Raw genomic sequence first — 18,778 nt, 5'->3', positions numbered from 1 at the left:
AGAGCTGGGTGTGTTTTTACTTTGACACCGTAGTTGTTTTTATTCAGATGTATTGACGATATACAGGATAGCTTCATGCCATCCTGTATATTTATAGCCTGCAACTGGGTTAATAGATATATTTTCCAAGTGGATTGAATAGTTGGCTCACACCTTTTGTGAAGTAAAGCGCATCACTTGAAACGGTTAAACAGACACAACCTTCTTTTGTTGCCGGTTGATGAGTGTGATTGCCATCCAACCAGATGAAGTCACCTTTGTTGTAAACACCCATTTCGTCTTCGAAACTACCTTCTAGAAGAAGCGTGATCTCGAAGCCTTTGTGGGTGTGGCAAGGCACTTGTCCATCTTTGTCTATGTGCAACAAGCTGGTGTGGTGTGCTTCGTCAGCAAAATCGAGTCTTGCTCGAGAAATTTTGCCTAGGTTCATCCAGTCCTTTCTCGCTACTGAGTTAAGGGCGCGAGGGATTGTGAATGTCGTGTCAGCGACAGTTACTTTCTGAACCTCTGGAATGACCTCAACTGACTGAGAAGCATCGGCTGTGATTTGATCTATCGCGTCACAATCGAAGTCCATGTCGTCTATTGAGAAGCTGTCTAGATCTTCATTTGAGAATACTGGCTCTGCGTCAAATGCAACATTTGCCGCTTCGGCGGTCAGCTGCTTAACTTGTTGTTGGCAGTGTTCGCACAGTTCTACATGGCTAGAAACAATCAAAGAAACAGAATCAGCCAACATGCCATCGACGAAGTCTTTCAATATTGCCGCGTTTGGGTGATGTTTAATCATGGTCTTGTTCCCCCATGTGAACTTTTAATTTGGCTAAAGCGAGTCTCAGACGTGATTTCACCGTTCCAAGTGGGACGCCAAGTTGCTGAGCGAGTTGCTCTTGAGAGAGCTCTTGAAAGTAAACGCCTTTGACGATAGTTTTCTGAGCGAGAGGCAACTTTTCTATTTGAGTCATTACGTGTCGGCTCATCAAATGATCACCGAATGGCAAATCTTCGCTTTGAGACTCGGCTACCATCGCATCGATTGGCCAAATATCGTCGGCTGTCGTTTGTTCGGCTTTCGCTTTCACTTTGCGCAACATATCGAACGCTGCATTACGCATAACGGTGTAAACCCAAGTGGTCGCTGCGCCTTTGTCTACATTGTAAAGATGAGCTTTCTTCCAAACATTAGTCATCGTGTCTTGAACTAGCTCGTTTGCAGCCGCTTCGCCACCCAACTTACTAATACCAAAACGCTTAATCTTAGGAGCGAAGAACTTGAACAAATAGGTGAACGCCTGCTTGTCTCGGTCTGTACCAACCAACATCAACCAGCTCGATAGCTCTGTCGGTACTTTGTTGTCTGTAGGTACTTTGTTATCGGGAATAATGACATGCTCCTTGCCGTTCCCTGAACTTCTGCTTTCCACTTGCATAGTAACTAACCATCATGCGAATTTGATAGGCACTACGTGAAAGGAGAAAGTCGGGATCACTTTAATTTAAATTAATTTCTACTATACAAAATTATAGTGGAGAAAGGTGCTTATTGCCCCGTAATGATTTGATTCAAAAAAGGAACTAGAGACGGAAAGCTGGCTGGTTCAGTAAATTCTGTTTTCTTTTCCAATGGGATAGGCATCATTTCGAGCAATCGCGCACAGATCCATTGCGGGCTTTCGAAATCAGGGGTGGGGTAAAGGGTTCTTATCGAATCGTGGTCGCGAAATAGCTGAACCAAAAACGCTGTAAACACGTTAGGCACTTTATATTCATGGGCTGGCCAGTGTGGCAACGAGCTGAACTTACTTTTAATCAGGTCATCATCGTCTCGAAACGACCCATGCAATTGCACCAACTTTTCGCCTTCAACATCAATTTCTAATATTTGGTCTTCCGACATATTGAAGTCTACGATGGTCACCTTTGTTCCCCAAGAACTGAGATGATCAGAGTTAGTGTTGTCTTGAGTGGCGATAATGAAACCATCGCCCTGCGCTGCGTGAGCAACCATCGCGAGATACTTTGGCTCAAAAATGCGCAGTCTTTGCCTGCCTCCCGGTAAAAGAAAGATAGGGAGAGGAAACACAGCAAGCTTTAGAGAAGACTCTACGGGTGTTTCTGGTTCGGTGTCTGTCCGCGTGGTCTTCCTAGGTGAATTCGGCACATAGCACTCCTTAGTTCAAATGTGATTTGAGAAGATATACGCGGGGAGGGTGGTGTTCGATCAATTCGCTTCGGCTTATGTTGGCAAAGGGATAAGTATTTTGTTGCACCTGTTCATAAATTCATTGTTTTTACCTTTTCTCATACGCGTCATTAGGTAATATATGTACAAATAGTAAGCGAATGGGTAGTCGCCAGATGATGCTTCTATCTGACGTTCTTCTATACCTAACATCGCATCAAAGGAATGGTCATGATTGTTATTTATGGTATCAAAGAGTGCTTAAATCCAATTAAGTTGCAGCTCTCTAATGTGTTGCAGCAGTGCTTGAACAGTGAAATGGGTTTACCTGATGACAAGCGAGCACATCGATTTGTGCCATTGGAACGAGATGACTTCTTTTACCCAGAAGGAAGAACAGAAGCCTATACCGTCATTGAGATAAATATGATGGAAGGTCGAGCGGTAAACACCAAAAAGCGTCTAATCAAGAAGATATTTTCTGAGATAGAGAAGCAGTTAGCTATCTCTCCAATTGATATTGAAATCACCATTAAGGAGCAGCCATCGCACTGTTGGGGATTTCGAGGCATGACCGGCGATGAAGCTCAAGATCTGAAGTATAAAGTGAAGGTCTAGGGTTTAAGCTCTTAACTCTTAATACGTAAGCTTACCTATCGAGTGACGGCTTTGGAATTTGATACCAAAGCCGTTTTGTCTCGTTCTCGACACTAACTTTTAAGCATTTAAGCATCGTCACTCTCTTTTAAATACTGGTGCCAATTTTCATTGATCACATCAAAGTGCTCAACGCAGAACTCTTTTCTGTCTTTCAAATAGTCGTTTTCCACTTCATCGAGCAAGTTTTTATAGGCATCAGGATCGCTGCCATACACCAAGCATAACGTGGAGAAGTAACGCTGCAGGTCGAAACTGTGCTCGTCGATGTATTCCCCCAAGTCGTAATACTCCGGGCGGTCTTCGGACTCGAAAGCGAACATGTCTGCAGCGCTGATAGCAGCGTCGGCCCCATGCTCTACATAGTTAAGCAGTAGCACCGTCGCTAGGTTATCAACTGCATCTTCTTCTTTACCCAATATGGCAATGTTCTGGTCTTCGATATACGCATGCCCAGCTTCGTGCAGCAGGGTGTGCAGCAAAGTATCAATAGCGCCGGTTTGCGCAGATTTTCCATACTCTTTTTCGTATTGGTTCTTCTCAAAGTAATTGAGTGACTCAGCGTAAAAGCTATAAGGGACCAGCACTTGATGGTTTTGTGGATCGTAGAGTGGTCCTTCTTCCCCGCCATATTGAATGGTTAATGGCTTCTCAAACATGAAGAGTTGGTTTGATAGGTCGACCACGGTGTCATTAACGCCACTACTTTGAATCTCTCGTTTGAGCTGTTCTTCTTCTGTATTTTGCGGTGTAGAGTACTCGACGAGCAGGTTACTTTGGGTGGTTTGTTCACTAGATGCATAAGTTGTGGCAAACATTGCACTTAAGGCTAGGCTGCAGGTCAATGTTCGTTTCAATAATGTCATCGGCTATCCTTGTGATTACGTGGTGAATCAGAGTCGTGCTGGGGGTAACAACTCCAAGCTGTGTACCCTGATTTAGTTATTGCGTTAGAGTATAAGTTTAGACGGAATTTTGATGCATCGAGGACTGCAATTTTTGAAGTAGGCGCTATCCTATCAATGAATAATCCGCTTAGAGATTCGCCACAAAGAATCGGTGGGCTGAATGAGCGGTGTCGATGTGATTCGTTTCTGTTGGTAATTAACAGATAAATTTCGGTTCAACAGAACCCTTGTGCTATACTCCGCGCCCCAATCCGAATTGGCTTGTTTAATCTTAGGAAATTATTATGAGTGTTAAAAACGAACTTCAACAAATTAACAACCGTCTAGACAAGTGTCGCCACAAGTTAGATGCTGCTAAAACTCGTAATGATCGTCCTGTTGTTCGTCAGTTCGAGGAAGAGATTAAGAAGCTAACTAAGAAAATTGCCCAGCTCAAACACAAAGAAAGCTACGATGTGAACCAAGAGCGTAAGTCTCTGGTTGATATGCCATTTAGCCGTGAGATCACCAAGGCTGAGCAAGCGGATATGGGTAAACTCAAAAAGTCTGTTAAAGGACTCGTAATTGTTCACCCAATGACGAAGATCGGTAAAGAACTTCGCATTGAGGTTATGACTGGTTACGCACCGAAAAAATTCTAATTACCAGCGATGGTGATGAAAGAGGAGCTAGAAATAGCTCCTTTTTGCTTTTTTAGGTATTAAGAAAGCAGAGTCAGCGGCATAGATACTCACGCCGCTTTCAACTTTTAGGAGGTGATTGTTGTCACAAATCCTTTTATCTCCTATAAAAGTTAACGTGCTACTAACATGGCACTAAGCGATCGCAGTAATGTGTTCGCTTTTCGAATCCACACTTTCTCTCCAGTTTGTATAAATATAGGTAGAGCAGCACAAATAATTACAGATAAAACTAGACTCATTAGGGAAGATGAGAACGTAAAAAAATAGAGGTTATATGAATCAATTAATTTCAATTGGACCATTAGAATCCTTCCTAATCGCGATTAGTGTTTTGTTTCTAGGTCATTTCGTCAATGCAAAGCTTCCGATTCTCAAAAAGTACAACATTCCAGAGCCCATTGTCGGCGGCTTGATTGTCGCTTTTGCTATTACAGCCCTGCACTTTAACGGCCTTGATCTTGAGTTTTCTTTGCCCCTGCAGAACACGTTTATGTTGATGTTCTTTGCAACGGTCGGTCTTGCGGCGAACTACACGCAGCTGGTAAAAGGTGGTGCTAAGGTATTCCTATTCTTAGGGGTAGCATCGGTTTACATCATTATTCAAAACGGTGTAGGTGTAACCTTAGCTACGGCACTAGGCCTTGAACCCTTGATGGGTTTGATTGCTGGCTCTATTACCCTTTCGGGCGGTCACGGCACAGGCGCGGCTTGGTCTCAAACTTTTGCAGACACGTTTGGCATTGCCAATACGCTAGAAATCGCGATGGCTTCAGCGACCTTTGGTTTGATCATCGGTGGTATTATCGGTAGCCCAGTGGCGCAAAAGCTGATTGATAAAAACCAGCTTGAATCTGAGTACGGCACTGGCACGCAAACGCATGAACGCTTCCCTGAACTTGTTACTTACAACGAGTATGAAGAAGACAAAGTGACGGCGAAGAAGGTGATTGAAGTGTTGTTCATCCTTCTTATCTGTATCACGGGTGCGAAGTACCTAGAGCAGTGGGTGGCGACTTTTGAAATTTCTTGGTTGATGATTCCTGACTTCGTTTACGCGTTGTTTATCGGTGTGTTCATCACTAACGTGTTTGAAGTGACTAAGCTGCATAAGACTGACAGCGAAACGGTCGATATTCTTGGTACGGTGTCATTGTCACTGTTCCTAGCAATGGCGCTAATGAGCCTTAAGCTTTGGAACATCTTTGACCTTGCGATTCCGTTCTTGGTTATCCTTGCGGTTCAGGCGGTTGTACTGGGTATTTTCTCTTACTTTGTGACGTTTAAAGTAATGGGTTCTAACTACGACGCAGCGGTTATGGCAGGTGGTCACTGTGGTTTCGGCCTAGGTGCAACACCAACAGCGGTAATGAACATGGGCTCTTTGGTGAACCGTTTTGGTCCATCGCCACAAGCCTTCATGGTGGTGCCAATTGTTGGTGCCTTCTTTATCGATATCGTTAACCTGATTATCCTTCAAGGTTACATCTCGTTTATCGGTTAATGTTCGCCTTTGCTTAAACGCGATGAGCTCATCGCACTAAGATGAACACAAGAAAGCCAGTCTGTTGACTAATGCCGATCAGTTAAAGCCAAAGTGATCGGTTGAACGATCCTTCAGAGCTGTCAAAATCCAAGTGTATTTAATGCACTTGGATTTTTTTATGGATGTTTCTCAAGCTCTAAACATAATTAATGATTGGAAACCTAGCAACGTTGAAACTTTGTCTGACTTGCTTCCAATTGACCTCATCGACGAAGCTTATTCTCTTACTGATACCGTCACGATGAGAAAGAGGAAATTAACTTTAGAATCCATGGTGTGGCTGCTTGTTGGAATGGCTATCTATAACAGTAAATCCATGAAAGATTTAGTGAACCAACTTGATATTGTCGACCGTACAGGTAAAGCTTTTGTCGCACCAAGTGCGTTAACTCAACGTCGAAAGACGTTGGGTGAAGACGCAATTAAAGCGGTCTTTGAGCGAATGACTACGTCATGGTTAAAAAGTGCAAAGTTACCCCAGTGGAATGGATTAACGCTTCTTGGCGTCGATGGCGTTGTTTGGCGAACGCCCGATAACCCGCAAAATGAAAAGGCATTTTCTCGACAAAAAGGGACGCAATATCCGCAAGTGAGAATGGTCTGCCAAATGGAACTAAGCAGTCACATTATTACGGCCAGTGCCTTTGATAATTACAATACAAACGAAATGATATTAGCTGAAAAACTGATAGAAACAACACCAAACCATAGCGTGACAATGTTCGATAAGGGGTTCTATTCTTTAGGCTTATTACATAAATGGCAAGACTCTGGCTCAGAGCGTCATTGGCTTATCCCCCTCAAGAAAAATACACAATATGACATTGTTCAATCTTTAGGGCGAAATGACAAACTGGTTCAATTACACAGTAACCCAAGGGCTAGAAAGCTATGGCCTGATTTACCAAAGTCGATAACCGCTCGACTTGTCACTCGTAAAATTAAAGGAAAAGACTACCAAGTATTAACCTCCATGACGGACTCCTGCGTTACCCATCAAAAGATATTGCAGGCCTTTATGAACATCGTTGGGAAATTGAGCTAGGCTACCGAGAGCAGAAACAATACATGCTTGGAAATCGTCTCACGCTGCGAAGTCGTTTACCAGAACTGGTAAAGCAGGAGTTATGGGGCATCTTGCTTACTTACAATTTAATCCGATACCAGATGGTCGAGCTCTGCTTCAATCTAAAGGGAAATTACCTTCCTTATCAACTCAGTTTTAACGGCACATTAGCTCATGTATCTGCGTTACTTGTAGGCTTACCTTACTCAACACCAGGCGCAATACCTCGTCAGCTAAAGGGGTTCCACAACATGGCTGAAAGCTTAATACTTGAAGGGCGAAGGGAAAGGACATTCCCTAGAACAGTTAAACCCAGACCACAACGGTATGCTAAGAACAAAAATGCCGTTCACTCTTAAGTGAACGGCATTACAGTCTGTTGACTGGCTTTTTTATTGCTTGCTTATACTCGAGTTGCTCTAGTATAAGCATCAAATTTTCCCGAATTTGATGTGCATTTTTGCGTTGAACACAGCCGAACATATGTAATGAGTCGACTGCTTTTACACCTTTGTACTTATGATGGTGAACTGATTTGCAACTCCTTTAATAAAGGAAATGCAGCCTTGATGTGCTCTCCCGTGACAATGAATCCAACCAACTGGTTATCTTCATTGAAGCCTTTGGCGACAATACCTTTGGGATCGAATCGAGTTTCCCAGCTCTGAGCTGTGTGAATATCGCGCCCTGCCAGCTGAATCGGGTAACTCGGTGTTTTCACCTTGGTGATCATATGAGGCAAGCTGAGCTTTGCTTCGCCCACTTTGATGTCGCCTTTATCCATAGTCAACTGCTTCGCCAACACGTTTGCCGACAAGATTGCTGGCTGCAGATAAGCCATAACACGCCCTTCAATTTCAGCGCAATCACCAATCGCATACACATTGTTGGCACTGGTTTTCAGGGTGTCATCGACCACAATGCCTCTGTTGACGTCTATTCCCGCTTGCGTGGCTAAAGCCGTATTTGGCCTTAATCCTGCTGCGGCAATCACGATATCTGCTCGTATTAATCGAGAGGCGGTAGTTTGTAGCCTGACTCCATCGTGGAGGTAAGTCGCTCGAAAAATCGCAGAGTCGGTTTCGACGGTAACCCCTGCTTTTGCCAGCTCCCTTTCCAACTCAAGTGAAACGAAAGGCGGCACAAGGCTGTTCAATAGATAACTTGCGGGTTCGATAATCGTGACATCTTTGCCCGCAGCTTGAAGGTCGAATGCGAGCTCTACCCCAATCAAGCCTCCACCAATCACAGTGATACGTTGAGCTTCATCGATCTGAGCTTTGTGTTTCTCGAACTCTTCCAAGCTATTTAACGTAATGGTCGCGCTGCGTTTAAGCCCTTCCGCTGGTGGTATGAAAGGTGTAGCCCCCGTTGCTAATACCAACTTCGAATAGTGGATAATTTGCCCGTCAACATGAACACACTGCTGCTTGGTATCGATTTCACTGACGAAAGCCTTGGTTTTGATGACTACGTTGTACTGCTCAGCCAATTGCTGAGCGTTATTAACGGCTAACGACTGTGGTGTTTGAGCCTGGCTGAATGCGTGTGAAAGATTCGGCTTACTGTACTCAACCCCTGCATCTGCCGTGATCATGGTAATCGCGACATCTTGGTCAATTTTACGTACCATCTTTATGGTTTGTAGGGCGGCGAAACCACCGCCCACAATCACAATGTTCGACATGTTACTTCTCCACAAACACTTCTTTACCGAGATGGCATTCAGGGCAAAGGAAATCATCTGGCACTTGTGCCCATGGTGTTCCTGGTTCAACGCCTTGGTAGGGTTCACCCAGTTGTGGGTCGTACACCCATTCACACACAGTACAGCGCCAGCAAGTGCAATCTGCGCTATGTACAGGCTTATCTTGCGCTTCTTCTGACTTCTGCTCTGCCGTGTCTTTTAGCTCTGTTGGGGTGCTTGTCGGTGCTGATTCAATACGTTGAACGTTGCACTCAACTTGTTTAGGCTCACTAACCTCGTCCGCATCGGTGCGCCAAACCTCGGCCAGTGTCATCCCGTAATCAATACATTGACGAAGTGCGTCTGTATCTGGTTTCCAGTGGATGTGCTGAGGTGCGCTCACCTCGAAGTTGGCTTCACGTAAGCGAGCATCGATGCGCTTTACTGCGCCGCCAGTCCAACCTGAAGATCCAAATGCTGCGGCTCTTTTTCCTGCAAAGCGCAGGCCGTGTATTTCTTCAAGTAGCGCGGCGATTTGCGGCATCATCACGTTGTTCATGGTCGATGACCCAACAAGCACACCCTTTGAACGGAAGATATTGGCAAGGATGTCATTCTTGTCGTGCTTAGAAATATTGAAGACCTTGATTGCCGTTTCTGGGCTGCCTTTACGGATACCCTTTGCGATCGCGTCAGCCATCATGCGAGTGTTGTTGGACATGGTGTCGTAGACAATCGTGATACGATCTTCTTTGTAGGCTTTCGACCACTCGTAATATTGCTCAACGATTTGAGTCGCGTTGTCACGCCAAATACAGCCGTGAGAAGTAGCAATGACATCAATCGGCACGCCTAAGCTCAGCACTTCTTCAATCTTTGCTTTAACCAGCGGCGCAAACGGCGTCAGGATGTTCGAGAAGTAACGCAGACATTGTTCATGCAGCTCAACTTGGTCTAGTTGGTCATTGAATAGGTTTTCGTCGCAGTAGTGTTGGCCGAAAGCGTCGTTACTAAACAGGATTTCATCTCCAGTTAAGTAAGTCGCCATTGAGTCTGGCCAGTGCAGCATTTTCATCTCTACGAAGATAAGTTGCTTTCCGTTACCGACATCAAGAGTGTCACCGGTTTTGACGGTTCTGAAATTCCAGTCTGGTTGGTGGTGGTGACCAACAATGGAGTTTACACCCGCTTCAGTGCAATAAACCGGCGTGTTCGGAATTTTAGCAAGCAGCGCAGAGAGCGCGCCTGAGTGGTCTTCTTCAGCGTGCTGACAAATGATGTAGTCGATCTCATTGATATCGATTTCCATCTCTAGGTTTGCAAGGAATTGCTCAGTAAAGCGATGATCGACAGTATCGACAAGCACTGTCTTCTCTTCACGGATCAGGTATGAGTTATAGCTCGTACCTTTGTTCATGTGGTATTCCTTACCGTGGAAGTGCTCGGTTTCCCAATCGTGGACGCCGACCCAATGAACATTTGATTTAACGTGAATAGTCATAATGATAATACCTTATTGAAATATCTAAGGCTCTCATTGCACTAGTCATGCCATGTTTTTAAGTGTTTGTTTTTATGTCGTTTGTTTGGTTTTTAATCGTCATGATGTGTCTTTATGACATTGTAGTTTGTGTAATCAAAATAAACACAGTGTGTCTTTATGACTAAGTGGTTGATGGTTGGTAGTTGCTTGGATAAATAACAGATACAAAAAAGGCCAGACGAGCGTCTGGCCAAATAAAGCAGTGCGATTTGTTTGTGTCAGCTATTACAGATCAGTGTCTATTACAGCGTAGTAATGACTTCATCAAGAGCTAGGCGCGCTTTTGGTTTGCCGTAGTTGTAGTCTTCGCCGTCTTTGTGGTAGCCGATAGCTAGCGCTACATCAACAATGTGACCTTCTAGTTCGTCAGCAAACTCTTCGCTGATCATAGCTGCGTCTACACCTTCCATAGGTGTTGAAGCGATACCTAGGCGAGCTAGTGTGTGCAGTGTGTTACCTAGTGCGATGTAAACTTGAGACTTAGTCCAGTTGCCGTTGAAACCAGCTTCGTCAGTGTTCATTTCTGTGAATGCGTAAGCACCTAAGAATTGCTCGTACATTTCAGCTGGTAGGTGACCAGAGCTTACTTCTGTATCAGCACGCTTCGCGAATTTCTCTTTAGTGTACTTAGGATCGTGAGCAAACAGGATCGTGTGTGACGCTTCTTTCGCATGTGGTTGGTTAAACTGGAACATGTTTTCGAAAGTATTGTGGAAGCGTTGTTTTGCTGCGTCACTCTCAATGATGATGAATTTCCAAGGCTGAGAGTTGATAGAAGAAGCTGACAAGCGAAGTGCTTCTTTGATTACTTCCATGTCTTCCGCAGAGATGCGTTTTTCTGCATCGTATTTTTTAGCTGTGTAACGAGTGTTTAGATCAGTAATGATTGGATGAGTCATGTTGAATCCTAATATCTATCAATAATAAATGTTGTAGGGTTTTATGTTCAGTCACGTCAACAATAAACGGATAACGAATTTAAACGAATCTCTATAGATTGAACGTCTAAATGGTCATCGAACATGCCCCAATAAATCGAGTATCTGCGGTAGCTCAAGTCGATGGGTGTAAGATAATAGAAGAATGACGTGGGAAAAATAGCGAACACATCAAATCACTATGGTAAATAATATCCATAATGACTCGATAAGTGTGATCTTAATAGGTATGAAATGTCTAGATTCAGTAGTTTAGTACGCCTTGATGCCGTATTGGCGCAATAATGGCGGAAGGACGCTGTCTAGGTTGGTGATTTCTTCTGGCGTGATTTCGATTAAACCAAAACCATGCTCTTCATAGACTTTTCTCGTCGTTTCACGTTTATCTTCGGCGATGGGTGCAGAATCGGTTCCCCAGAACTGGATGTATACTTTGCCACTTGGCAGATAAAAATCACTGATGACTTCTTTTGATATTGGCAGCGGACGTTCGTACGCATGAACCACTCCAGCCATATAAAGCCAGTTATCGATGATCAGCTCTCCTTTTGAACGCACATAATGTCCATCTAAGCTTCGGTGCTTGGCCTCGAACTTTTGGCGGAAGCTAGAAAACGATACATCCGTTGAGTGGCTTTCTGCATCGTGCCCTAAGAACTCAATAACTGATTGCTTCAAACGTTTATTACGGACTAATGAATCGTGCCACACCACGAATAGATTTTGTGTGGCTTTATCTTCTCTCTGTTCACCACCGGCCTTTAAACCTGTCGAGGTGACGTGCCAACCGTCTTCTTCTCTTGTGATCCAACCAAGCTCATTGAGCAGTAAGTTGATTTTCTTTGCGCTGAGTTGAAAGGCATTGCCGAGCTGAGTTGCGGTTAGTGTTTGCCCTGAGAAGGTGTCCAAGTCGATAAGCAGCTTCTCTGGCCATACAATGAAGACACCAAACTTTTTGTGTTCGACATATTCCCCACCAAAGCTTTCCCCTCGTTCGGTCAGTACCCATCGATCCTGTGAACGTACGATATAGCCTGCCGTTTTTAGATCACTGAATAGAGTTTTAGCGTCTATATCTCTCTGTTTAGCGAGAGCCGATGTGGAGATCTTGTCTGACATAGTCTTCTCTTAAGTCGTTATTGGGCTACTGGATAACGTTGGGATAGGAGTTACTAGAATAACACATCTATTTTACGCAATTTCGCTCCTTCATTGTTCATGTATTTTGAGGTTTGGGCGCTAGGAGAATCAGAGTATTGAAAGATAGGCTTTAGTTTTCTTTTTGTAATTAAATTACAAAATGATAAGTTTAATTCATCTAAGTGCATAGAAAACACACTTAGAATGGCGTTCTTTCATACGTGTTTTATAGTTTCTAGGGTGTATCTTTTATTAAGTGTGATGCGGATCGCTATTTATTTTTGGGTGTTGAGTTTGTAATTGTGATGTGAGTCTCGTGTGAATGAGATTTATTATCGTTAATTTTGCTTTGTAATTTAAATTCATGGTGTTTTTGTGATCTAAGTCGTTCGCATTAACCCGTAAGTGTTTTTTGTGTGTGACATTTGTCACGAAAAGTGGGTCTGGGTGCATTTTGGAAATGTTGTGATACATTTTAATCAACTTTTGAGCACACACTTTCGGTCATTTGACCAACCAATACACTACGGGGTTCTACCTATGTTATCACCAGAAGCGAAGATCAAGGTTCAAAACTTTGGTCGTTTCTTATCCAATATGGTAATGCCAAACATCGGCGCATTCATTGCGTGGGGTTTCATTACAGCACTATTCATCCCAACAGGTTGGTGGCCTAACGAAACGTTAGCATCAATGGTTGGCCCTATGATCACTTACTTGCTGCCATTATTGATTGGTTACACCGGTGGTAAAATGGTTGGTGGTGACCGCGGTGCGGTAGTGGGTGCCATCACAACAATGGGTGTTATCGTTGGTACTGACATCCCGATGTTCATGGGTGCAATGATTGTAGGTCCACTAGGTGGTATCGCAATCAAGAAATTCGATGAAGCTGTTCACGGTAAAGTGAAGAGTGGTTTCGAAATGCTAGTGAACAACTTCTCTGCTGGTATCATCGGTATGATCTGCGCGATCATCGCGTTCATCGTGATTGGTCCTGCTGTGAAAGTTCTGTCTTCTGGTTTAGCGGCTGGCGTTAACGTAATGGTTGAAGCGGGCGCATTACCTCTTGCTTCTATCTTTGTTGAACCTGCGAAAATCCTATTCCTAAACAACGCAATCAATCACGGTATCTTCTCTCCACTAGGTATCCAGCAATCTGAAGAGATGGGTCGTTCTATCTTCTTCCTAATCGAAGCAAACCCAGGTCCAGGTCTAGGTCTACTACTTGCTTACATGGTGTTTGGTAAAGGTAGCGCGAAGCAATCTGCTGCTGGTGCATCTATTATCCACTTCCTAGGTGGTATCCACGAAATTTACTTCCCGTACGTTCTAATGAACCCACGTCTGATCCTTGCGGTAATCGCAGGTGGTATGGCTGGTGTATTCACTAACGTGGTGTTTGATTCTGGCCTTATCTCTCCTGCATCTCCGGGCTCAATCTTCGCGATTCTATTGATGACGCCAAAAGGTTCTTACATCGGTGTTGTTCTATCGGTTATCGCTGCAACGGCCGTGTCTTTCATCGTAGCTTCAATCCTACTTAAGACTTCAGCGCAAGATGACGAGGAAGATTCACTAGAGAAAGCATCAGCACAAATGAAAGACATGAAAGCGTCTTCTAAAGGTGCAACCACGGGTGCAGACATCAACCTAGCTGACGTGAAAGCAGTATACGTAGCGTGTGATGCGGGTATGGGTTCAAGTGCAATGGGTGCGGGTCTCCTTCGTAAGAAAGTAGATGCAGCGGGCCTAAATATCACGGTAACTAACTACGCAATCAACAACTTACCAGCTGATTCACAAATTGTTATTACGCATAAAGATTTAACAGACCGTGCACGTAAAACCATTCCTGGTGCAATGCACATGTCTCTGAACAACTTCTTAGATGGCGCAGTATACGACAACCTAGTAGCAGAACTTGTTGAAGCACAAAGTGGTGAAGCGAAGGTAGAAGCTCCGGCTCCTGCAGCAGCACCAGCTCAAGAAGGCAACAAGCTTGCACTGACTAATGACAGCATCTTCCTTGGCCTTAAAGCGACTCAGAAAGAAGACGCAATCAAGTTTGCTGGCGACCAATTAGTGAAGCTTGGCAACGTATCTCCAGAGTATGTAGATGGCATGTTTGCTCGTGAAGAGCTTGTATCTACTTACCTAGGTGAGTCTATCGCAGTACCACACGGCACAATCGAAGCGAAGCAATATGTACAAAAAACCGGCATCGTATTCTGTCAGTACCCAGAAGGTATTCAGTGGGGCGAAGATGAAGATGATATCGCTAAGATGGTTATCGGTATTGCCGCACAAGGCGATGAGCACAACATGGTGCTGATGGCTATTACCAATTCACTTGATGATGAAGACGCTGTGGAATGCCTACAGAACACAACAAACCCTGCTGATGTTCTACGTATTCTCAACGGAAACTAAAAAGCTCTAGTCAAGCTCCTAAGTGAAGGAGGCCGGTATCCCCCTACTGGCCTCATTTTCGGTCTAAATCTGTCTTAACAAGATTCAGTCTGAATAGCTTACTGCTTAATGCCTCTAGTTAATCATCAGGCATGTTGTTGAGCAGTTAGCTATCTAGATTCAAATATTTATAAGGTCAAAATTATGAAAGCGTTACATTTTGGTGCAGGTAATATCGGTCGTGGTTTCATTGGTAAGCTTCTTTCTGATGCTGGTATGAAGGTTACGTTTGCTGACGTAAATGAAACGGTTGTAAATGCGTTAATTGAACGCCAAGAATACCCAGTTAAGATTGTTGGCGAAGAGTGTGTTGTCGAAGTTGTTAAGAACGTGACAGCAGTAAACTCAGCGACAAGCGCAGTAGTAGATTGCATTGCTGAGTCTGATCTTGTGACGACAGCAGTAGGCCCTACGGTTCTTAAGATCATATCTAAGTCTATCGCTCAAGGCATTGAAAAGCGTGCAGCAGCAAACAACACTGCACCAATGAACATCATCGCGGCAGAGAACATGGTTCGCGGTACAAGCCAATTAAAAGCAGCAGTGTTAGAGCACCTTTCTGATGAAATGAAAGCCTTCACTGAAGAGCACATTGGCTTTGTTGATTCTGCGGTTGACCGTATTGTTCCACCGGCAGAATCGGGCGAAACAGATCCTCTAGCGGTAACGGTTGAAACGTTCAGCGAGTGGATCGTAGACCAAACACAGTTCAAAGGTGAGATTCCAAACATCCCAGGTATGGAATGCACTGACAACCTAATGGCTTTCGTTGAACGTAAACTGTTCACGCTAAACACTGGTCACTTGGTAACGGCATACCTTGGTGTGCTTGCAGGTCATGAGACTATTAAAGACTCTATCGAAGATGACGTAATCCGCGCTGAAGTAACAGCGACGATGGAAGAGAGTGGTGCGGTTTTGATTAAGCGTTACGGCTTTGATCCAGAAGCTCACGCTGCCTACATCCAAAAGATTCTAGGTCGTTTTGCTAACCCGTTCCTACGTGATGAAGTAGACCGCGTTGGTCGTCAGCCAATTCGTAAACTGAGCCCGCAAGACCGCCTAGTTAAGCCTCTAAACGGTACGTTAGAGTACGGCCTACCGAATACTCACCTAGTAAAAGCAATTGCTGCTGCGTTCCATTACAAGAACGAAGACGACCCACAAGCGGTTGAACTTCAAGCAATGTTCGCAGAAAAAGGCTTTGCTGAGACATTGGCGCATTATTCTGAGCTGAATAGTGACTCAGAAGTTGTTAAACTAGCGGAAGAAGCTTATCTAGCATTGAAATGATAAACCATCAAAGTGCCACACCAGTGGCACTTTCTTATTGTCGAGCCGTTATGCCAATACAAACAAGCCATGAAACTGAATTACTCGAAGCCCTTTCGGAAGCTGAGAGTGCTGGCGCCTGCCTAATGGCTGCTTACGATGCATTGGATGACACGGTAGATGCCGTATTAAAAAACATCTTTAAGAAAGACGACACTGCAATTAAGTTCGTTGTCGAACCACTTCTCAACAGTGGTGGGCCGTTAGGCGAGATCATGATTCGTGCTAAGTTGCTATTAGGGCTTGGCGTGATCAGTAAAGAACTCTACGACGATCTCGAGGTTTTCGTTACCTTGAAAGAGTGGGCGAAAATACAGGGTGAAGACACCAGCTTCACAGAAGTTGATGTGATATTTGAGCTCAACAAGGTGCACGCTATTCAGCGTATTATGCCTATCGAATATGACGCGGAGATGGTGGAAACCATGTCTGGCCCAATGCTTGAAATGTTTTTGGGGCGACATAATCAGAAAGTGAAGTCGACGATCGTATTGGCTATCACTGACATTATCACTACCTTGTGCCGAGATAACGCGCTGAGCTCTTAGTTCTAGTTTGCAGCCCTGCTTATCTTGTTTCACATCCTACATATCTTGTAGCTGTTCGTTCGTTTCAATCCAAAGCTTAAAATGATGGCGGTTTCTCTCGTTGGAGAAATCGCTTTGTTGTTTTTGTGCCTCTAAAAATATCCGAAACCTCTTCCCATTAAACACGAAAGTAACAGGCACAAAAAAAGCCACCTTCAGTGGCTTTTTCTATTCAAGACGCTCTCTTTATTAAAAACGCCCTGCTATTCAAGACTATAGGAATTATAGGTCTTGGATGTTCTCAGCTTCTAGCTCTTGGAAGTAGCGTAGAGTCTTAACTTTTAGCTCTTGTTGAGCTGGCTCATCAGCAACGATGATAGCTTTACGGTGCATCTGTAGAGCTGTAACAGTCCACATGTGGTTTACAGAACCTTCGATAGCCATTTGAAGCGCTTGAGCTTTGTTGTGGCCTAGAGAAAGGATCATCACTTCTTCTGCATCTAGAAGAGTCGCAACACCGATAGTTAGTGCGTATTTAGGAACTTGGTTGATGTCACCATCGAAGAAACGAGAGTTCGCGATACGAGTGTCTTCAGTCAACGTTTTGATACGAGTGCGTGAAGATAGAGAAGAACCTGGTTCGTTGAATGCGATGTGACCGTCGATGCCTACGCCGCCCATGAACAGGTTGATTTTGCCGTATGAACGGATTTTCTCTTCGTATGCTGCACAGTGAGCATCGATATCTTCAGCTTTGCCGTCTAGCAGGTTGATGTTTTCTGCTTGGATATCAACGTGGTTGAAGAAGTTCTCGTGCATGAATGTGCGGTAAGATTCTGGGTGGTTTGGTTCGATACCAACGTACTCATCCATGTTGAATGTTACAACGTGCTTGAAGCTTACTTCGCCAGCTTTGTAAAGTTCAATTAGCTCAGCGTAAGTAGTTAGAGGTGTGCTACCAGTAGGAAGACCTAGTACAAATGGACGCTCAGCAGTTGGAGCGAATTTGTTGATCGAATCTGCGATATGACGAGCAGCCCATTTACCTACTTTTGCTTTGTTGCTTAATGGAATAAGTCTCATTGATTTTGCCCCTAGAAATAAAATTTTATAGTGTTCTGAAACATTAATTCGCATTATAAAATAAGTTATCCAGTTCCGCTATTGTTTTAGGTCAAGTTTTTGCTTTTTTCGTCGTAACTGTGACTGGAACTCTCAATATTGCACAATTTTTGTATGGATATTTGGTGGCGTTAAACAAGATTAATACGTTTGTCATATACAGCAATGTTGATCTAATTCAGCACCTGAAAGGGTTGGTGTGTTTCTATGCCTTGATACGATTATTGCAATAATCGCATCGCTCGAACCATTGACGAATTTTGGTGCATTAACGTGTTTCGCGTATAAACAAGCGTTGAGCTTACAGTTGAAACTAGAAAAATAATGATGGCAATGGAGCGCTATCGTGATAAAAGACAGGGGCAGGGTGAAGAACGATGAATCTCAGTGGGATGAATACCCATAAGATTGAACGAGAGCTGTGTTTTAGTCACGCTATCGCTATGAATTGTATATAAATATTGGTAAAAATGGACAGGTTGGCTAAACTTACCAATTACAAAGAAGATGTGTGTTTGAAGGCAAAAAAAAGCCCAAAGTGATGAGGTATCACTTTGAGCGATTTTACTAATCTTCTAACACTAACTCACTTTCGTATTCTTCCCTAGATACGTCGCCGCGTTTGCAGCCGTTTAGGGTGTGAAAGCGACGGCGTCCACGAGCCAGTTGAATGTACTTCAACCAAACACGCTCTAACTTGGACTTTGCCTTATGAGGGTGAGACAACACTTTAATGAAGTGTTTTTCTTCTGCATTGATTGGTGCTAGTTCACCAGTTTCAAGTGCAAGCATAGTGTCACCAAACAAGGTTAGGATTTCCTCTTCTGAAAGAGTAAAATCACCCGACTTAGCGAACCCTCTCGGGAATTTAATGGTGTCATAAAAACGTTTTTTTCCGTGTCGGAATTCGGTCTCAGACATATCAGCCTCAGTAATGTGGTTAGATAGAAATTAGTGTTTATTGCTCACGCGAAAATA

16 protein-coding genes and 1 pseudogene are annotated in these 18,778 nt (G+C 43.9%); 7 read left to right on the top strand and 10 right to left on the bottom strand.

Annotated elements, in window-relative coordinates:
• Positions 1–109: 109 nt before the first annotated feature.
• The 3 genes from OCV19_RS22400 to OCV19_RS22390 all read right to left on the bottom strand — a co-directional run bounded on the left by OCV19_RS22400 (position 110) and on the right by OCV19_RS22390 (position 2,161).
• Positions 110–790 carry a ChrR family anti-sigma-E factor gene (locus tag OCV19_RS22400; protein WP_065676015.1) on the bottom strand — a complete coding sequence of 227 codons (681 nt, stop codon included), beginning with the start codon at positions 788–790 and terminating at the stop codon, positions 110–112.
• Positions 783–1,430 (bottom strand): sigma-70 family RNA polymerase sigma factor, encoded by a 648-nt coding sequence (locus tag OCV19_RS22395; protein WP_065676014.1) that lies wholly within the window; start codon positions 1,428–1,430, stop codon positions 783–785. Before OCV19_RS22395 ends, OCV19_RS22400 begins: the two co-directional genes overlap by 8 nt.
• Positions 1,431–1,540: 110 nt before the next feature.
• Entirely contained in the window at positions 1,541–2,161 is a 621-nt protein-coding gene (locus OCV19_RS22390) for an LON peptidase substrate-binding domain-containing protein (RefSeq protein WP_065676013.1), read from the bottom strand.
• Positions 2,162–2,413: 252 nt separating this feature from the next.
• Here OCV19_RS22390 and OCV19_RS22385 point away from each other — a divergent pair, with 252 nt between their 5' ends.
• Entirely contained in the window at positions 2,414–2,800 is a 387-nt protein-coding gene (locus OCV19_RS22385) for a tautomerase family protein (protein ID WP_017070218.1), read from the top strand.
• Between the two features lie 107 nt (positions 2,801–2,907).
• On the opposite strand, the gene OCV19_RS22380 is transcribed toward OCV19_RS22385, so the two are convergent.
• Positions 2,908–3,705: a DUF4344 domain-containing metallopeptidase gene (locus OCV19_RS22380; protein WP_065676012.1), complete on the bottom strand. Its 798-nt coding sequence runs from the start codon at positions 3,703–3,705 to the stop codon at positions 2,908–2,910.
• A 326-nt stretch (positions 3,706–4,031) separates the two neighbouring features.
• Here OCV19_RS22380 and OCV19_RS22375 point away from each other — a divergent pair, with 326 nt between their 5' ends.
• The 3 genes and pseudogenes from OCV19_RS22375 to OCV19_RS22365 all read left to right on the top strand — a co-directional run bounded on the left by OCV19_RS22375 (position 4,032) and on the right by OCV19_RS22365 (position 7,398).
• Positions 4,032–4,388 carry a YibL family ribosome-associated protein gene (locus tag OCV19_RS22375; protein WP_017060971.1) on the top strand — a complete coding sequence of 119 codons (357 nt, stop codon included), beginning with the start codon at positions 4,032–4,034 and terminating at the stop codon, positions 4,386–4,388.
• A 316-nt stretch (positions 4,389–4,704) separates the two neighbouring features.
• Positions 4,705–5,931 (top strand): sodium/glutamate symporter, encoded by a 1,227-nt coding sequence (gene gltS / locus OCV19_RS22370; RefSeq protein WP_065676011.1) that lies wholly within the window; start codon positions 4,705–4,707, stop codon positions 5,929–5,931.
• Positions 5,932–6,091: 160 nt separating this feature from the next.
• Positions 6,092–7,398: pseudogene (locus tag OCV19_RS22365) on the top strand (IS4 family transposase).
• A gap of 158 nt (positions 7,399–7,556) precedes the next feature.
• Here the strand turns inward: OCV19_RS22365 and norW are convergent.
• The 4 genes from norW to OCV19_RS22345 form a co-directional block, all read right to left on the bottom strand.
• Positions 7,557–8,726: an NADH:flavorubredoxin reductase NorW gene (gene norW / locus OCV19_RS22360; RefSeq protein WP_065676251.1), complete on the bottom strand. Its 1,170-nt coding sequence runs from the start codon at positions 8,724–8,726 to the stop codon at positions 7,557–7,559.
• 1 nt (position 8,727) lies between these two features.
• Positions 8,728–10,227 (bottom strand): anaerobic nitric oxide reductase flavorubredoxin, encoded by a 1,500-nt coding sequence (gene norV / locus OCV19_RS22355; RefSeq protein ID WP_065676250.1) that lies wholly within the window; start codon positions 10,225–10,227, stop codon positions 8,728–8,730.
• Positions 10,228–10,511: 284 nt separating this feature from the next.
• Entirely contained in the window at positions 10,512–11,168 is a 657-nt protein-coding gene (locus tag OCV19_RS22350) for an NAD(P)H-dependent oxidoreductase (protein ID WP_065676249.1), read from the bottom strand.
• A gap of 291 nt (positions 11,169–11,459) precedes the next feature.
• Positions 11,460–12,326 carry a glycerol kinase gene (locus OCV19_RS22345; protein WP_065676248.1) on the bottom strand — a complete coding sequence of 289 codons (867 nt, stop codon included), beginning with the start codon at positions 12,324–12,326 and terminating at the stop codon, positions 11,460–11,462.
• Positions 12,327–12,887: 561 nt separating this feature from the next.
• On the opposite strand from OCV19_RS22345, the gene OCV19_RS22340 reads away from it, so the two are divergent.
• The 3 genes from OCV19_RS22340 (at position 12,888) to OCV19_RS22330 (ending at position 16,699) form a co-directional block, all read left to right on the top strand.
• Positions 12,888–14,780 (top strand): PTS mannitol transporter subunit IICBA, encoded by a 1,893-nt coding sequence (locus tag OCV19_RS22340; RefSeq protein WP_065676247.1) that lies wholly within the window; start codon positions 12,888–12,890, stop codon positions 14,778–14,780.
• Between the two features lie 183 nt (positions 14,781–14,963).
• On the top strand, positions 14,964–16,112 hold the full coding sequence (locus tag OCV19_RS22335) for a mannitol-1-phosphate 5-dehydrogenase (protein ID WP_065676246.1): 1,149 nt from the start codon (positions 14,964–14,966) through the stop codon (positions 16,110–16,112).
• Between the two features lie 50 nt (positions 16,113–16,162).
• A complete protein-coding gene (locus OCV19_RS22330) occupies positions 16,163–16,699 on the top strand; it encodes an MltR family transcriptional regulator (protein WP_017065079.1) in 537 nt (178 codons plus the stop codon).
• Positions 16,700–16,960: 261 nt separating this feature from the next.
• On the opposite strand, the gene nagB is transcribed toward OCV19_RS22330, so the two are convergent.
• The gene (nagB, locus tag OCV19_RS22325) at positions 16,961–17,761 is read right to left on the bottom strand and encodes a glucosamine-6-phosphate deaminase (protein ID WP_019819998.1); all 801 of its coding nucleotides are present in this window, start codon (positions 17,759–17,761) and stop codon (positions 16,961–16,963) included.
• A gap of 606 nt (positions 17,762–18,367) precedes the next feature.
• Entirely contained in the window at positions 18,368–18,721 is a 354-nt protein-coding gene (locus tag OCV19_RS22320; protein WP_017061517.1) for a DUF413 domain-containing protein, read from the bottom strand.
• Positions 18,722–18,778 lie beyond the last annotated feature (57 nt).

Source organism: Vibrio celticus (assembly GCF_024347335.1).
GTDB lineage: Bacteria > Pseudomonadota > Gammaproteobacteria > Enterobacterales > Vibrionaceae > Vibrio > Vibrio celticus.
Note: the sequence above shows the minus strand (reverse complement) of the source record. Positions and strands in the feature narration are given on the sequence as shown.

What these genes read in the sequence shown, in the direction of transcription:
- OCV19_RS22400 (WP_065676015.1), bottom strand. Translation starts at nt 790, where the DNA reads ATGATTAAACATCACCCAAACGCGGCAATATTGAAAGACTTCGTCGAT.
- OCV19_RS22395 (WP_065676014.1), bottom strand. Translation starts at nt 1,430, where the DNA reads ATGCAAGTGGAAAGCAGAAGTTCAGGGAACGGCAAGGAGCATGTCATT.
- OCV19_RS22385 (WP_017070218.1), top strand. Translation starts at nt 2,414, where the DNA reads ATGATTGTTATTTATGGTATCAAAGAGTGCTTAAATCCAATTAAGTTG.
- OCV19_RS22380 (WP_065676012.1), bottom strand. Translation starts at nt 3,705, where the DNA reads ATGACATTATTGAAACGAACATTGACCTGCAGCCTAGCCTTAAGTGCA.
- OCV19_RS22375 (WP_017060971.1), top strand. Translation starts at nt 4,032, where the DNA reads ATGAGTGTTAAAAACGAACTTCAACAAATTAACAACCGTCTAGACAAG.
- gltS (WP_065676011.1), top strand. Translation starts at nt 4,705, where the DNA reads ATGAATCAATTAATTTCAATTGGACCATTAGAATCCTTCCTAATCGCG.
- norW (WP_065676251.1), bottom strand. Translation starts at nt 8,726, where the DNA reads ATGTCGAACATTGTGATTGTGGGCGGTGGTTTCGCCGCCCTACAAACC.
- norV (WP_065676250.1), bottom strand. Translation starts at nt 10,227, where the DNA reads ATGACTATTCACGTTAAATCAAATGTTCATTGGGTCGGCGTCCACGAT.
- OCV19_RS22350 (WP_065676249.1), bottom strand. Translation starts at nt 11,168, where the DNA reads ATGACTCATCCAATCATTACTGATCTAAACACTCGTTACACAGCTAAA.
- OCV19_RS22345 (WP_065676248.1), bottom strand. Translation starts at nt 12,326, where the DNA reads ATGTCAGACAAGATCTCCACATCGGCTCTCGCTAAACAGAGAGATATA.
- OCV19_RS22340 (WP_065676247.1), top strand. Translation starts at nt 12,888, where the DNA reads ATGTTATCACCAGAAGCGAAGATCAAGGTTCAAAACTTTGGTCGTTTC.
- OCV19_RS22335 (WP_065676246.1), top strand. Translation starts at nt 14,964, where the DNA reads ATGAAAGCGTTACATTTTGGTGCAGGTAATATCGGTCGTGGTTTCATT.
- OCV19_RS22330 (WP_017065079.1), top strand. Translation starts at nt 16,163, where the DNA reads ATGCCAATACAAACAAGCCATGAAACTGAATTACTCGAAGCCCTTTCG.
- nagB (WP_019819998.1), bottom strand. Translation starts at nt 17,761, where the DNA reads ATGAGACTTATTCCATTAAGCAACAAAGCAAAAGTAGGTAAATGGGCT.
- OCV19_RS22320 (WP_017061517.1), bottom strand. Translation starts at nt 18,721, where the DNA reads ATGTCTGAGACCGAATTCCGACACGGAAAAAAACGTTTTTATGACACC.